Annotated in this window: 11 protein-coding genes; 10 read left to right on the plus strand and 1 reads right to left on the minus strand. The window is 41.7% G+C overall.

All coding sequences use genetic code 11. From position 1 onward, the window contains the following. Positions 1-11: 11 nt before the first annotated feature. From DSM08_RS06145 to DSM08_RS06170, 6 genes are all read left to right on the plus strand, one after another. A complete protein-coding gene (locus tag DSM08_RS06145; RefSeq protein ID WP_149525332.1) occupies positions 12-2,183 on the plus strand; it encodes a hypothetical protein in 2,172 nt (723 codons plus the stop codon). A 149-nt stretch (positions 2,184-2,332) separates the two neighbouring features. Further along, positions 2,333-3,403 carry a sialidase family protein gene (locus tag DSM08_RS06150; RefSeq protein ID WP_149525333.1) on the plus strand — a complete coding sequence of 357 codons (1,071 nt, stop codon included), beginning with the start codon at positions 2,333-2,335 and terminating at the stop codon, positions 3,401-3,403. A gap of 66 nt (positions 3,404-3,469) precedes the next feature. Further along, positions 3,470-6,799, plus strand: a complete 3,330-nt coding sequence (locus DSM08_RS06155; protein ID WP_149525334.1) for a SusC/RagA family TonB-linked outer membrane protein — start codon at positions 3,470-3,472, stop codon at positions 6,797-6,799. A gap of 12 nt (positions 6,800-6,811) precedes the next feature. Beyond that, positions 6,812-8,491, plus strand: coding sequence for a SusD/RagB family nutrient-binding outer membrane lipoprotein (locus tag DSM08_RS06160; protein WP_149525335.1), 1,680 nt, complete (start codon positions 6,812-6,814; stop codon positions 8,489-8,491). After that, positions 8,485-9,342, plus strand: a complete 858-nt coding sequence (locus tag DSM08_RS06165; protein WP_149525336.1) for a glycerophosphodiester phosphodiesterase family protein — start codon at positions 8,485-8,487, stop codon at positions 9,340-9,342. The genes DSM08_RS06160 and DSM08_RS06165 overlap by 7 nt, the downstream gene beginning before the upstream one ends. A gap of 46 nt (positions 9,343-9,388) precedes the next feature. Beyond that, positions 9,389-10,324: a polysaccharide deacetylase family protein gene (locus tag DSM08_RS06170; RefSeq protein ID WP_149525337.1), complete on the plus strand. Its 936-nt coding sequence runs from the start codon at positions 9,389-9,391 to the stop codon at positions 10,322-10,324. Between the two features lie 4 nt (positions 10,325-10,328). On the opposite strand, the gene DSM08_RS06175 is transcribed toward DSM08_RS06170, so the two are convergent. Next, complete coding sequence (locus tag DSM08_RS06175) at positions 10,329-11,183, minus strand: AraC family transcriptional regulator (RefSeq protein WP_149525338.1); 855 nt, start codon at positions 11,181-11,183, stop codon at positions 10,329-10,331. A 144-nt stretch (positions 11,184-11,327) separates the two neighbouring features. Between DSM08_RS06175 and DSM08_RS06180 the strand changes: the two genes are divergently transcribed. The 4 genes from DSM08_RS06180 to DSM08_RS06195 are packed head-to-tail and all read left to right on the plus strand — an operon-like array spanning position 11,328 to position 17,089. After that, the gene (locus tag DSM08_RS06180; protein ID WP_246172489.1) at positions 11,328-12,935 is read left to right on the plus strand and encodes a fucose isomerase; all 1,608 of its coding nucleotides are present in this window, start codon (positions 11,328-11,330) and stop codon (positions 12,933-12,935) included. Between the two features lie 12 nt (positions 12,936-12,947). Next, on the plus strand, positions 12,948-14,576 hold the full coding sequence (locus DSM08_RS06185) for a ribulokinase (RefSeq protein ID WP_149525339.1): 1,629 nt from the start codon (positions 12,948-12,950) through the stop codon (positions 14,574-14,576). A gap of 10 nt (positions 14,577-14,586) precedes the next feature. After that, positions 14,587-16,140, plus strand: coding sequence for a sodium:solute symporter (locus tag DSM08_RS06190; protein ID WP_149525340.1), 1,554 nt, complete (start codon positions 14,587-14,589; stop codon positions 16,138-16,140). Positions 16,141-16,165: 25 nt separating this feature from the next. Beyond that, positions 16,166-17,089, plus strand: coding sequence for a dihydrodipicolinate synthase family protein (locus DSM08_RS06195; protein ID WP_149525341.1), 924 nt, complete (start codon positions 16,166-16,168; stop codon positions 17,087-17,089). Position 17,090 lies beyond the last annotated feature (1 nt).

Raw genomic sequence — 17,090 nt, forward strand, 5'->3', positions numbered from 1 at the left:
AACCAAAAATAATGAGATCAAATTTCTTAACGATTATTTTTCTGCTCAACAGCTTTTTGTTGTTGGGGCAGCAGCGACATAAAGATATTCCTTTTACGCAAGACTATGCGATTAAATACGAGGGGGCAGTTGCTGCCAAAGCAGTCGACTTCGACCGAAACGGACATATACAGGTGCTTGCCGAGTCTGGTTTAAAACGTTTGACACCTGGACAGTTACTTGTGCCGGGGAAAATAGTGGATGATAATTTATATCGGTTTATGGGGGATAAATCGATTGTCGACTTAACCCAGGTGGATCAACAACTCGTTTACTTAGATGAAAAAGTCATTTTTTCAAATGCTTGGGCCGGGAGCTTATATATAGAACATCAAGTGGAGAGTCCCATTGGTTTCTTAGCGTTGAATAAATCCGAATTTCTTGTTTACAATCGTTCAGTCGTAACTCATATCCGAGCAGGAAAGAAAGTGCGGGAGATTAAACTTCAAGACGCAATAAAAGAATTGGCTCTGGGAAGTCATGGTGGATACTACGTATTGACCGATAAAGCTGTATTTGAGGGAAGTTTGAATTCGGCTTCATTAAAGTCTGTTTTTGCGAAGCCTGGGGTTGCTTCTATGGCTGTTCATGAAGGGCATCTTGTACTGGCGCATGAATCGGAAGGGTTACTTTTCCTAGATAAGCAGCATAAGTTGCAGAAAGCGGATCGCAGGCTCCCTTCGCTGAAATTAACAAAGGTTCGCAGCATTGATGGACAATTGTGGATGGGTAGTGATGAAGGAGCTTTTAAGCTAGCTCAGAACGGGCGCTATGACTATTACGCGAGTAAACGATGGTTGAACAATGATCGTGTAGTCGATATCAAAAAGGGACCTCAGACGTCTGTTCTTATTCTGAATGCTGGGGGGCTTTCGAAGATCGTATTTGAGCAGATGACCCTGGCACAAAAAGCGGAATTCTATGAAAAGCAATCGCGCATTAGACATATCCGCAATGGATTTAATTCAAATCTTTTCGGTATGAAAGATGGTGATATCAGCACGGGCTACTTGGTCGACTCGGACAATGACGGTTTATGGACCTCTATGTATTTGGCTTCGCAGGCATTTCGATATGCTGTCACCAAGAGTCCTGATGCTCTGCAAAATACGCGCGAGTCGCTAGACGCGATGGAGCGGCTGTATTCAATCAATCCTGTCAAGGGATTTCCGGCGAGAACATTCGAGCGTACCGGCCATAAAAGTAAGTTGGGCGATCCGGAGCATTGGCAGAAAGCAGCGGAGAAAGATTGGGATTGGAAGGCTACGACGAGTAGCGATGAAGCTATCGGTCATATTTTTGCCTTCGGCGTCATCGCAGAAGTCGTTGATGTGCCTGAGCTCAAGCAACAAGCGGTTAAGCTTATCGACTCGATGATGACGCATATTATTGAAAACGACATGTACCTAGTTGATTTCGATGGCAAGCCGACGCTATGGGGGAAATGGAATCCTAGTTATGTGAATGGATTTGACAAGAACATCGGCGATCGAAAGCTGAACTCATCGAATATTATCGGCATGCTGCAAACTGCCTACCACTTTACGAAAAAACCGAAATATAAAGAGAAGATTCAAGAGCTTTTTGATAAACATGGGTACTTGGAAAATCTGATGAGACCGATGGAAGAAATTGGCAAGGCAGACAAGCAGTCTGACAACCTGAGTCAGCTTCTCTCGGTGTATTGGAATCACTCCGACGATGAGATGTATTTCTTAGGGTATTGGGGCTTATATCGGTATGCATTAAACAATGATCTAAAGGAAAAATATAAGGCATCGATTATCGATCATTTTGAGGCCGAGCGTCCGGAAAAAGATGCTGTATGGAATATCATGACGGCGATGACAGGTGTTAAGGATTTCGCTTTGGGCGATGCGATGTGGTTTTTACAGGAATATCCTATGGATCTGATTCAATGGACTATTAAAAACAGTCAGCGTTCGGATATTGATCTGTTGGAAAAGAATTTCCGCAATCAGTACACGAAGGAGGTACTCCCGCCGGATGAATTGAAAATATCCAGACATAATGCTAACCGATTTATCCTTGATGGCGGTCACGACGGTGCTGCAGAAAATTCAGCAGGCGATATTTGGTTGTTGCCTTATTGGATGGGGAAATACCTACAGGTAATTGATTAATAGATTTTAACTACTGAATGATAAAATTTCATATATACTAGATAATTTATTAGAAAGAACGGTAGGTATCATCCGCTAATTTTGATATAACCAATAGATAAACACTCCTTTAGCGGGTTCAATCCGATTCTTCATCAAAAGCAATAATTATGAAAAAGAACATAATACCTTTGATATTGGTCGCTCTAATTGCCTGTTTACAAAGCTGTCAAAATCAACAAAAAGAAGAGGCAGCAAGCGTAATTTCCGCAGATATAATCGACAGCTCCTTTGTTTTACCAGAAGTGAGGCCCTTTGCTCAAGCGCACGCTTCAACATTGGTGCATTTGCAGGACGATACTTTTCTTATCGCCTGGTTTGGCGGTACTAAAGAGAAGGATAATGATGTCGGTATTTGGCTGACGAAAGGGGATGGGAAGCAGTGGTCTGCTCCAGTAGAGATCGCTAAGATAAGAGAAGTGCCGCATTGGAATCCAGTTCTGTTCAAGGATGCGAATAATGATATTATATTATTTTTTAAGGTAGGCTCGGAAATCTCTATCTGGGAAACCTGGTATATCAAATCATCAGATCAAGGCGCAACATGGTCGACAGCACAGGAGTTAGTTGCCGGAGATAAGGGTGGCCGCGGTCCAGTTAGAAATAAACCGATTGTGTTGTCGGATGGTAGCTGGCTTGCTGGCGCATCAAATGAAGATGGCGTTTGGCGCCCATTCGTAGATATCAGCAAAGACCAAGGAAAGACTTGGGAAGCATCAGAGTACTTAACATTTAATGTAGATAGTTTAGGTGGAGAGGGGATGATTCAACCGACCCTATGGGAGTCTGACCCTGGAAATGTTCATATGCTTCTCCGCAGCAGCGGTGGGTATATCTACCGTAGCGACTCAAAAGACTATGGTAAAACGTGGAACCCATCTTATAAGATCGATCTTCCAAATCCAAACAGCGGCATTGATTTGGCCAAGATGGAAGATGGTTTACTTTGCTTATTATATAATCCGGACAACAAAAACTGGGGTTCTCGAGCAGACCTAAGGCTGGCGGTTTCTACGGACAATGGTAAGACATGGAAAGATTTAATTGACCTCGAGAAGGGGAAAGAGGGCGACGAGTATTCTTATCCTGCGATTATTCAATGGGGAGACCATATCGCGATGACCTATACATGGAATCGCTCTAACATAGCATTCAAACATTTTAAAATAAACGATAAATAATGACAAATTAATTTACAACTCTTTGTTAATTAAACATTTCAGACCAAAATCTTATTTCAGAAAATTATGACAGCATACAAGTTTATAACAACGATTAAGTTGTGTATTCTGATATGTTTGGCCGGCCTATTGCCAAATTTATCAGTGCAAGCACAACAACTCACTCTAAGTGGAGTGGTGAAATCGGAAGCAGATGGTGCAGCATTGACGGGTGTGAGTATTCGCACCGATCAATCGGGAAATTCTGCTGGAACCAACGCGAATGGGCAATTTACCATTCGAATAACAAATGAAGACCGACTCCTAAAGGTTTCCTTTGTAGGCTATGAATCAGTGGATTTTCCAATCCAAAATAGACGTAACGTAGAGATTTTTTTGAAGCCTTCGAATCAAGTTCTTGAATCGGTAGTCGTTACAGCGCTGGGCATTAAGCGTAGCGAGCGCTCTCTGGGGTACTCGGTAGGCAAAGTAGATGGCGAGAGCCTGAATAAAGTCGTTCAAGAGAACGTATTGGGAGGTATTGCAGGAAAGGTCCCAGGCGTGACGATTAGTCAAACTGGGGGTGTCGGTTCATCGATGAGTATGATCATCCGCGGAGCAACGTCTTTGAGTTCAGACAATCAGCCACTTTATGTGATTGACGGCGTTCCTATGATCAGCGGGATGAACAATGTGCGCGCGATGGGTGACCGTAATGAAGTGGATTATGGTAACCCTATTGCAGATATCAATCCTGACGATATTGAGAGTATTTCAATCTTAAAGGGGCCGAGTGCTGCAGCATTATATGGCTCACGCGCTGGTAATGGCGTTGTCTTAATTACGACTAAGTCAGGTAAAGAGGGCCAGAAAACGACGGTTAATTTTTCTACCAATAATGTGTTTGAGGTTCCGTATCGATTTATGGACTTCCATTACAAGTTTGCATCCGGTGCAAGAACGAAAATTTACAATGAGTCGGCAGAATATTGGTATGGTCCAGAGCTTGATAAAGGCAATTTGGCGGTACAGTGGAATAGCCCTTTGGATGCCAATGGTAACAAGATTCCGACGGAACTTCGTTCATACAAGGACAATATGAAGAACTTCCTGAATACAGGATTCTCGACAACAAACAATTTGTCGATAACCGGAGCAGGTCAGAAGGTGCTTTATCGGGCGTCGCTCAACAACTTGACGCATAAAGGGATGATTCCAAACACTGACCTAATACGGAGCGGGCTGAATTCCAGTGTTACTTATTCTATTCTAGATAATCTGAAGCTTTCTACGGATATTAATTTCGTTCGTAATAAGTCGAACGATATGCCGGATGCTGGTAATCGCGCAGGTAGTCCTCTGCAAGCAGTTTATATCTATCCACACGTTAATGTGTTAGATTTAAAGGACTACTGGGAACCTGGACAGGAGGAAATTAAACAACGACAAGTTGCGCCAGGTCTTGATAATCCTTATTTCTTAGCTTATGGTTTGACCAATGCATTTAAACGCGACAGGGTCTTCGGAAACCTGAAGCTAGATTGGCAAGTGAATGACCGTATTTCAGCCTTTCTTCGTGCTGCGGAAGCTCGATCTATGGAAACACGCGAAACAAAAATCCCATGGAGCTTTAGCAGGGATTTAAAGGGCGGATATCACTTGCAAGACATCAAAACTAGAGAGAACAATGTAGATTTCTTAGTTTCCTATAAAGGCGGTGATGAGATTCCGGATTTCGGTTATAATATCTCCCTTGGCGGTAACTACATGTATCAGTACAATACGGATTTCTATTCTGGCTCGCAGCGTAACGCTGGTTTGACTATTCCGGGCTTATACCGTCTGTCCAATATCCCAAGTGCGGGCTTGATTATCGCAAATGGCGAGTATGAAAAAGCGGTATACAGCTTATATGCGATGGCGAATTTAAGTTATAAGAATCAGTTGTTTTTGGATCTAACGGGACGAAATGACTGGTCGAGTACACTTCCAGAATCCAATCGTTCCTACTTTTATCCTTCGGCATCTTTAAGCTGGATAGCGAACGAAACTCTTCAATTACCATCCGCTATATCGATGTTAAAACTTAGAGCCGGTTTTGCGCAGGTAGGTAATGATACGAATCCTTATCAATTAAATCCGGTTTTGGGAACAGCGCGATGGGGCGACATAATCTATACGGCTATGCCTCGCACTTTGTTGAACGCCCAGCTTAAGCCTGAAATTGCGACATCCTCGGAGTTTGGATTCGATCTGAACCTTTATAATAATCGTCTTCGTTTTGAAGGAACTTATTTTATTGCAGAAAACAAAAATCAAATCCTTTCGGTGCAGATGCCATGGTCCTCAGGTTATTCGAGCAAGTTGATCAATGCCGGTAGATTGCAAAGTAAGGGCTGGGAATTTGTTTTAGGTGGTACTCCAATCAAGCGCGACAATGGCTTGACCTGGGATGTAAATGTTAATTTCACCAATACAAGAACACGTATTCTAGAGTTGGCACCAGGTATCGATTATATCGCTTATTGGGAAGAAAATAACGGCGGAGCCCTTACTTGGGTCGGAGATGAGGTCGGAAACCTATATAGCCGTGGCTACCAGCATGTTAAAGATCCGAACTCTGAATACTATAAATGGCCGATATTAGACCGACAAGGGCAATGGATTCAAGACAATGCGATTGATGCAAAGATGAAGGTGGGTAACTTTAATCCGAATTTCCTCGCAGGTATGCAATCTACATTGACGTATAAGAAGATTAGCCTAAGCTTTAGCTTAGACTGGCGCTACGGTGGTCAGTTTATGTCGTCAACCTACCGTTATGGTGGTTCGAACTGGAAATCACAGCATTTGTTGAATTCATTAATCCCGGGAGGTAATTACTCGGCAGAGGAAATCGTTGCCCTATTGAAGTCTGATCCCGGGAAGTATATCATCCCTTCTAACGGACGTTTCCCACTTGTAGGTGGTTTAACGCAGGAAAGTGGCGGTTACAAACTGGTTCTTGATGGTGTTGAAGCTTATGACGGTGCATTTATTCCCGGCGTTATTGCTGAATATGATCAATCTGGAAACCTCATTGGCTACCGAGAGAACCTAGGCGGGGCGGGTACCAATGTTTATCCAATCGGACAGCAGTTCCCATGGAATTACAACCAACAAGTGATTTTTGATTCTGATTTCATCAAGTTGCGAGAACTCTCTATTGGTTATGATTTCACAAATATCAAGCGTGTTAAAAACTTAAGAGTGTCACTCTTTACGCGGAATATTATGCTTTGGACGAAGGCCGGAATCGGGATTGATCCAGAGCGTGCTTTCCAAGCAACCGGAAATAGCTTCCGTCAGGGTATAGAGATCCAGAATGTTAGCCCTTGGACTGTTCCATTTGGTTTCAAATTAGACTTAACCCTATAAAGCCTAAATGTCATGAAAAGAAGATTCATAAAATATATTGTAGCTGCCAGTTTGATATTCTCAATTGCTGGTTGTAAAGATCTTTCGGAAATTAATATCAATCCGAATGGTGTTGATCCGAGTCGAGCAAATGTCAACTTGATGCTGCCGGGATTACTGAGCAGTTTATCTGGACATTACGCCATATTGGATAACAGCCTTTCCAGCGGAATTATGCAGCATATGCAGGAAGACGGATGGTTTGATGGGTATAATCATTATCGTTGGGACTCGAAAGATTGGGGGGAATGGTACGAAATATTAGCGAACAACGATGTGATGTTGAAAGCTGCTGTAACCAATCAGCTGCCCATGCATGAGGGTATTGGTTTGGTCGTTAGAGCATTTGCCTTTGGCGTAGTCACTGACCTTTGGGGCGATGCGCCCTATACCGAAGCGATCAAAGCGAATGAACAAATTACACAGCCTAAATTTGATGGGCAGGAAACTATTTATAAAGGTATACTTGCCGATTTACAAAGGGCATCCGAACTTTTTCAAGCAGGGAATACATCGGGTATTATCGCTAATAATGACTTAATCTATAAGGGAGATATCAAGAAATGGCATCAATTTGCAAATAGCATGCTTCTTCGTTACGCCATGCGCCTTTCTGAAAAAATGCCAAATGAAGCAGCTCAAATTATAAAAAGAGTTTACGACAGCGGAGTTTATTTATCGAACACTGCTAATAATGCTTCTGTAAATTATCTGGGCAATACCAGCGGCGATTCTTATTTCTTAGCCACCCAATTTGATGCTGACGGGAGTATATTCCGTCGCAGAAAGGTGGCAAAGACAATAATGGATTTATTGATAGCGAATAAGGATCCTAGACTAACGGTATGGGTGTCGCCGGTGCACTGTCAATGGGTGGAAGACCTAACGCTCAGCACCGCATATGATGCTTTTGTGCGGAAGAATAATGTGCCGCAAAGCTATAACAGCTTGACATTTGTGCAATATCAGACCGAGATTGCAGCGGGGCATAAATTTACACGCCATTACAACCCAAATATCCTCGGATATCGACTTGATACAGCGAAGTATGTAGGGGTTCCTGCTGGATCGCTCGAGCCGAGTTCTTATAATCTGAATCCGACTCCTGGGCAAATTGTTCAAAACCAACATGTGTCGCAGTTGTCTGCCATGTATCGACAACCGACTGGTACTTATTTAAAACGTCGATTAGCAACTACTGAGGAAACCTATTTCATATTGGCTGAAGCTGCGCAACGTGGATGGATTGGCGGGAATGCGGAGACTTTATATAATGAGGCTATCAAAGCTTCGTTGACTGCTTGGGGGGTACCGGATAAATATGCTGCTTACATCGCGCAGCCTAATGTCAAGTATAAAGGCACTTTAGAGCAGATTATTCAACAAAAATGGGTGGCTAGCTGGAATTGTGCGACTGAGTCGTGGATGGATTTCCGAAGAACGGGTTTTCCAAAGCTAGTCGCTGGCCCTGCATCTGCTGAAACTGTATTGCCTGTACGCTTTATTTATGGGAACAATGAAATAAATGCGAATAGAGAAAATCTAGAAGCTGCAATTGAAGGCTTGCAAGAAACGCCATATTCAAAAGTGCGTGGAAAGAACAGTCAATGGTCGAAGCCCTGGATTTTGCAAGGAACAAATAAACCATGGTAATCAACAATCCTATCGTATCCTTAAGTTTAGTATGTCTGATATTTTTCGGACATACTATTCTATCGTTTGCACAAATAAAACATCACTCGACCTCAGGTAGAGAATCAAAACGGAATATTAAAGTGGTAGCCCATCGGGCAAACAACGGAGAGGAAAAATATCCGGAAAATTCCATTACGATGATTCAGTCATGTTTGGATCAGGGACTTCAAATTCTTGAGCTAGATATTCGTCAAACAAAGGATAAACAACTCGTTATTCTGCATGATAAAACCGTAGACCGAACAACAAACGGGAAAGGTAATATTGCGGACCTCACTCTTCACGAGCTTCAACAATTAAATTTGAAGCACGAAGGCAAAATAACACGTCTGAAAGTACCAACTTTGGAAGAGGTGTTGAAGTTGACAAAAGGAAAAGTGATGCTCGATTTGGATATAAAGATTGAGGGCGAAGATTCTTATAGAAGGATTGTTGAATTGGTAAAAAAGTATGACATGAATGAAAATGTTCTATTCTTCTTGTATGATGTAGCAGATATACCAACCCTTCATAAGCTTGCCCCAAATGCGCAGATATTGGCACGCGTCCGAAACTCCGAGGAAATTAACCTTGTTCAGCAGTATCCATTCATTCGCTATATACATATCGACGAGGAGTGCTACGCTGATGCGACTATGAAATCTTTGATCGACAAAGGTTATGAAGTCTGGTTGAACAGTTTAGGACATTACGACAGACTTCAGAAGTCAAATGGAAACGGTTTTGAGCAGTTTCTAAAAAAATATCCACATATTACGATCATTCAAACCGACTTGGGTTTAGAACTCATCCGCTATTTGAACAGATGATGCTTTTACTTGAAGATTATACCAATGAATTAACAATAAATTGATTATGAAAACACTATTTAAATTCTTTTTAATTCTTCTATTCTTCCAGCCTGCCTTTGCTCAGGAAAAGACCCTTGCCGAAAAGCTTGGTTATAAGAAGAATGACATCCTTTTAATCATCAATAACGATGATTCGGGAATGAGCTATGCATCGAATCAGGGCACGATTGAAGGGATGGAAAATGGATTGATAAGCTCTTCGACCATTATGTTCAATTGCCCTTGGAGTTTGGATATAGTTAACTATGTGAAACAACATCCGGATAAGCATTTTGGTGTTCATTTAACGCTTACCTCAGAATGGAAGAATTACAAGTGGTCTTCAGTTGCCTCCTCCAATACCGTTTCATCATTACTAGATCCAAATGGCTACTTATGGAAATCGGTGGAAGAAGTATATCAGCATGGAGATCCTGAACATGCTTATCTAGAGGGTAAAGCACAGATCGAAAAGGCGCTTCATTATGGGTTGCCCATTACACATATTGATTCGCATATGGGGACATTTCAGTTAAAACCAGCGTATATTGAGAAATATGTGCAATTGGCGGTTGATTTCAATTTACCACTTCGTATGGCTTCACAATCTACTTTAGCAAAGTATGGCATGCCTAATCTTCGCCGAGATTGCGCGAAAAAAGGATTGGTGTTTACTGATTATATGGTTTATGAAGAGCTAGCAAACTACAAGGACGATGTCGAAGGTTTTTGGCTTAAGGTAATCAATGACCTTAAACCGGGTGTGACCGAGTTATATCTGCATGCGTCTAAAGATACCGATGATCTACGTGTATTTACGGGTAGCTGGAAAAAGAGAATCGCAGAATTGGAGGTATTCACGAAGAGTGAGAAGATTAAGGCGGCTATTAAAGGACGGAATATTCATATCATTAGCTATAAGTCATTGTATGACCTTCAACAAAGGCAGAACAAAAAATAACCTTCTAATTAAATTGCTGTATGTACGCTTTAGGGGTACATTTCTTTAAAATCTTGAAATGCCTGTAGAAGTTCGAACTATTTTCAAACCCTGACTCTTCGGCAATCTGTTTGATTGCGAAGTTAGAGTTGATGAGCAGACGGCAGGCATGATTTAGACGAACCTCTGTAAGGAAATCAAAATAGGATTTGTTCGTCATCTGTTTGAAATAACGACAAAATGAAGTAACACTTAGGTTAGCGATGTTGGCAATATCTTCGATGTAAATCTTCTCTTGAAAGTTCTTAAAAGTATAATTGAATATATTATTCATACGCTCTTCGTCAATGCTATTGTATTTGTGTTGAGCGTATTCATGTGAGATGAGTTTGTATTCGCAGGAAGAGGCCAATAGTTCGAAGATCTCTAAAAGATAGATAATCTTCCGCAATCGACTAGATTCGTGCATTTTGACCATTAAATTGCGGATTTGTGCTTTTGTTTCACCGACAATGTATAGTCCTGATTTCGATGTGTTTAAAAGCTTAAGTAGGTCAGATGTTTCAGGAATATGGAGGAATTCTTTACCTAATGAGTCTGGGTGGAAATGTAAAACTAAAGCCTCTACATAATGATCAGATTGCTTATTGATGCTACATTTCCAGGTATGAGGAAGATTGGAGCCAAGAAGAATCATTTCATCCTCTTGAAAGTTGCTGATATTATCTCCGATAAACTTCAGCCCCTGACCTTTAATCACATAATGCAGCTCGATCTCCGGATGATAATGCCATATCGTACCAAAGTTTGGCAGCAGATCATGCCGAATACGGAAAGTGTTATCTGATTGTTTGGGAACCTGGTGGAATTTAGGTTTCATAATACATTGGTGTTGTGTCATCTAATTTAAATAAAAAACATGAACCGACCTAAAACATGATAATATATTAGAATGATCGGGCAATTTTTAAAAGTTATTAGCCTTCTGAATTTTATTATTTCGTATAACTAATTATAAATCAATATGATCAAAGTGATGGAAAATCAAGCGTTTTTAGTATGTAGCGGAGATCTTCGGCCTTCGGCCAATCTTAGCTGTTGGCCAACTCAGCAGGCAATGGAGGAGAAACTTAGCCAGGCTCTTGCGGGATTTGGATGGCACATTAAAAGGGCGCATGATTTTAACCCGGAAAAGGGTCACGGTTTTATTGACTACCAAATTGAGGGGCTACGCGTATTTCGTGAAATCGATCCAAACGCGCCATTGATTGTCGCAGAGGCGGTGTGGCAATATAGTCAGCATATTCTCGCGGGCTTGATCTCTCATCAGGGGCCTATATTGATTGTCGCCAATTGGGATGGACAATTCCCCGGCTTGGTTGGTGCGTTGAATTTAACTGGTTCATTAACCAAAGCTAATGTAAAATACAGCTTTCTTTGGAGTGAAGATTTTGAAGACTCTTTCTTTTTAGATGGGCTTCAAGAATGGCTGGAAACCGGAACAATCAATCATATAAATAAACATGTGCGCAAGTTCGATCGAAGGGAAGTTCGGTCGGACTACGCACAAATCGCAGATGACCTATCATCCCAAGTATTAAAATCCAAAGTGATTATGGGGGTTTTTGACGAGGGATGTATGGGCATGTTTAATGCTATTGTCCCTGACCATTTACTTCATCCTCTCGGATTCTTTAAGGAGCGGCTTAGCCAATCAACGTTATACGCCAAGATGCTCACGATTACTGATGATGAAGCTTTATTGGTATTGAACTGGCTGTTAGAGAAGGGGGTTAATTTTCATTGGGGCGCCGATGAAGATACGGAACTTACAACCAAACAAAGTCTGGAACAATGCAAGATGTATGTTGCAGCACTGCGTTTAGCGGATGAGTACGGATGTGGAACAATAGGTATACAATATCAACAAGGTCTGAAAGATCTTGTTGCTGCGAGCGATTTGGTCGAAGGTTTACTGAACAGTACAGAGCGACCTCCAGTAATTAATGAAATTGGAAAAGAGATCCTAGCGGGGGAAGCACTGCCACATTTCAACGAGGTAGACGAGTGTGCAGGAATTGATTGCTACATAACTTATCATTTATGGAGAAAATTCGGTATGGAAGGGGATAATACGCTTCACGACCTTCGATATGCTGCACCTTATACGCTGGATGAAAATGAAGAGTTCGTATGGGTTCTTCTCATATCTGGGGCTGCTCCAGCCTCGCATTTTATAAACGGCTATGCTGGTGCTGAGAGTCTTCGTCAGCCTTCTATGTTTTTCAAGAAAGGAGGAGGGACACTGCGCGGTATTTCTCAACCGGGTAATATCGTTTGGAGTAGAATCTTTATCGAGGATAACGTCTTAAAAGCAGATGTAGGAACCGGAAGAGTACCACTACTTCCAACAGAAGAGACGGAGCGACGATGGAATATGACGAATCCTGAGTGGCCAATAATGCATGCTGTTTTTAATGGGGTTTCCAGAGATCAGATGATGGCAAAACATAAGTCGAATCATGTGCAGGTGGTTTATGTGGATGATGAACATGATTGCGAGCAGATGGCGCTTGCAAAAGCTCGTTCATTCGAGAATCTAGGCATACAAGTTAATATCTGTGGTTTTTAAACCTTTGATTACATGAAGACATACGTCATAGGCATTGATTTCGGAACAGATTCCGCGAGGGGAATTTTGTATCATCTGACTTCGCTAAGAGTCGAAAAACAGGTCTTAGCCGAGTTTCCCCGTTGGAAGAAAGGGCTATACTGCAAACCCGAAAACAACCAATATCGGCAGCATCCCTTAGACTATATCGAAGCACTAGCAGAAATATTTAATGGTCTGCTCTCTGATTTGTCTAAAGAGGAGCGACTACAGATCAAGGCAATCGGCACAAACACAACGGGTTCAACTCCGGTCGCTGTCGATGCTGAAGTGCAGCCGTTAGCTCTTCTCGAGGAGTTTAAGGATAATCCTAACGCCATGTTCGTCCTTTGGAAAGATCATACCGCATTAAAGGAATCTGATGAGATCAATCAAATCCTAAAGACCTATTCTCCCGACTATTCTCTATATTCCGGCGGAATATACTCATCGGAATGGTATTGGTCTAAAATCACACATATTATTAGGGAAGACGAAGCTGTATTAAATGCTTCTTATTCTTGGTTAGAGCAATCTGATTGGGTGCCGAACTATTTATGTGGAAATACTGCTATAGATTTAGTAAAGAGAAATCGATGTGCTGCAGGGCATAAAGCGATGTGGAATGAGGCGCATGAAGGCCTCCCTTCACCGGCATTTTTGCTGGAATTAGAACCGAAATTTGAAAGATATCAATTGCCATTCTATCAGGAAACATTTACTAGTGATGCCGTTTTTGGAACAATCGACCCTTCTTTAGCGGAAAAGTATGGTCTCTCGAAGGATCTAAAAATAACCGTCGGAGCGATTGATGCACATCATGGTGCCGTAGGCGCGGGTATTTCTCCTAACATCCTCGTGAAAGTGATGGGCACTTCAACCTGCGATATGCTCATCGCTCCGAAGAACATGGAAGAAATAATCGTCGATGGTATTTGTGGGCAGGTTGATGGTTCAATAATTCCTGATTATATAGGCTATGAAGCCGGACAATCTGCATATGGTGATGTTTTCCAATGGTTCAAGCAACTGCAGATGAAGACGATGATCGATATCCTGGGCGACACCTTAAACAAAGAAGATCTGGAAAGGATGGACGAGCGCTTTTTCACAATTTTAACCGAACATGCTTCTAAACTTAATCCGCAAGCAGATGATCTGGTTTTTACTGACTACTTCAATGGACGTAGAACACCAGACGCAAATCTTGCCCTTAAATCGGCTGCGGATGGCTTTTCTCTTTCTACCGAACCTGCGCATATTTTTAAAGCTTTGGTAGAAGCTACAGCATTCGGTTCACGTTCGATCATCGAGCGGTTCCAAGCGTTTAATGTGAATATTGCGGGCGTTATTGCCATAGGTGGGATTGCCGAGAAATCGCCATATGCGGTACAAGTACTAGCAGATATCTTGCAACGAGAAATCAATGTTCTGAAAAGTGATCAAGTCTGTGCATTGGGATCTGTAGTTTTTGCTAGCACGGCAATTGGAGCGTTCGAAAGCATCGCAACTGCTCAGCAGAAAATCTGTCCAAGGATTGCACGTATTTATAAACCCAATCTGAAAAACAAGGAGGTATATGAAACACTATACACTCGTTATCTAGAATTAGCTGCTGTCTAAGCCAAGAATCATGAACAATATTCCAATTATTGATATCGTTATTATTTTAATCTACCTCCTTGCGATGGTGCTTGTAGGTGTATATTTTTCAAGGAAAAACAAATCGGCAGACGATTTTACAAAGGCGGCAGGTCGAATACCGGGCTGGGCAATCGGTATTTCGATCTACGCGACATTCTTAAGCTCAAATACTTTTTTAGGTGTTCCAGGAAAAGCATTCGGTGGCAATTGGAACGCCTTTGTTTTTAGTTTATCTATGCCTTTGGCAGCGTGGATTGCCACCAAATACTTTGTTCCTTTCTATCGCAGCACCGGAGAAGTCTCTGCCTATACGAACTTGGAAAAACGATTTGGAACCTGGGCAAGGACATATGCAGTCATTTGTTTCTTACTGACTCAGCTAGCGAGAATAGGCTCTATTTTTTTCGGAATCTCCCTCACGCTGCAAGCCCTAACAGGATATAACATGATTGCCATCATGCTGTTGACAGGTGTGTGCATTGTGATTTACACAGTCATGGGCGGGATTGAAGCAGTTATTTGGACTGAAGTTGTACAGGGTATATTGAAGACAGTCGGTGCATTGATTATCATTTGGCTAGTAGTTCGCGAGGTGCCGGGCGGAATTCCAGAAATATACACGACGGCAAAAGATTTCGATAAAATGAGTCTTGGAACATTGGATTTCGATTTTGTCTCCTCCAGTTTTTGGGTCATTTTGTTGTATGGTTTTTTCATGAATCTCAACAACTTCGGAATGGATCAGAATTACGTGCAGCGATATCATACCGCAAGCTCGGCGAAAGAAGCTAATAAATCCGTTTGGCTCTGCGTATGGATTTATGTGCCGGTATCTTTGCTTTTTTTTATCATCGGAGCATGTCTTTTCGTGTACTACCAGCAGCATCCTGAGCTGGTCGAAACTTTGAAATTACAAACTGCCTCAGAGCGTTTGAAAATGCCCTTAGGGAGCTCGGAAGTTAGCGCGCTAGCTACCACCTTAATGCCTGAAGATTATGGAGATAAGGTGATGCCTCATTTCATGGTAAATATGATTCCAACAGGAGTTTTAGGGCTGATTATATCGGCGTTGCTTTCTGCAGCGATGAGTACCATAAGTTCTGGAATGAATGCTTCAGCGACGGTTTTCACAGAAGATATCTACAAACGATATGTCAACAAAAATAGCGATGAGTCGAAAAACCTAAAGGTTCTGTATATCGCTACGGTAATCGTAGGGCTAATAGGTATGTGCTGCGGTATTGCTATGATTGGGGTTAAAAGTCTCTTGGATATCTGGTGGACCTTATCCGGAATATTCGCAGGAGGGATGCTAGGATTATTTTTACTAGGCCTGATTGCGAAGAAAGCATCTAACCGTTCGGCTATTATCGCTGTAATCATGGGCGTGGTACTCATTGTATGGATGTCCCTATCTTATCTATTGCCTGCGGAACTCGATTATCTTAAATATCCATTACATACAAATCTAATTATCGTTTTCGGAACACTTACAATTTGCTTAGTTGGCATTTTAGTGAAAGATAAAAAGCAACGTAAATAATTAACCTAACATATCTTTTATCTCTATGAATAAACCTAAAAAATTTATTCCTGTCATGCTCATGCCTTTTCAGGAGAACTTAGCTATCGACTATGTAGCACTAGAAAAGTTGATTGATTTTTATTTAGATGCCGGTGCTGCTGGATTATTTGCAAATTGTTTGTCCAGCGAAATGTTTCAACTTAGCAAAGCTGAAATGTTGGAATCTGTGAATTTTATTGTCGAGCATGTTGATGGTCGAGTTCCGGTGGTGGCGACAGGAACCTTTGAGGAGCCTATCGATAAACAGGCAGCTTTTATCAAAGAAATCTATGCTACGGGTATCGACAGCGTTATTGTCATAACAAGCCTCCTTGCGCAGGAAAATGACAGCAATGAACAGTTTGAAAAGAATGTTCTAGAACTAATACAAAAAACGGACAATGTACCACTCGGGTTTTATGAATGTCCAGTGCCTTACAAAAGACTTATTGAACCTACATTTTTAGGAAAACTCGTAAAAAGCGGCCGAGTCAAGTATCATAAAGATACTTCCTTAGATATCGATCATATTGAGCGTAAATTAACCTATACAAATAGTACATTTGACTTTGGCTTATTCGATGCATATATGGTACACGCGGTAAATTCATTGAAACTAGGGTCCGCGGGGCTCTCTTGTATACAGGGGAACTATTTTCCAGAGCTCATTGTTTGGTTATGTGAAAACTACGACGATGTAGCTCAGCAAACGAAAGTTGAAGCGGTCCAGCAGTTTTTGATAGATCAAATGGATGTGATGCACTATGCATATCCCATATCTGCAAAATACTATTTAAAAGAGCAAGGCTTTCCAATCGAGCAGCATACTAGGCGAACGGATATTGAAGCTTTTGATAACAAGGTAGGAGAGGCACTAGATAAACTAAAAATGGATTATCAAGTGCTGAGAACGATAATTGACAACTAAA

The organism is Sphingobacterium hotanense (genome assembly GCF_008274825.1).
GTDB lineage: Bacteria > Bacteroidota > Bacteroidia > Sphingobacteriales > Sphingobacteriaceae > Sphingobacterium > Sphingobacterium hotanense.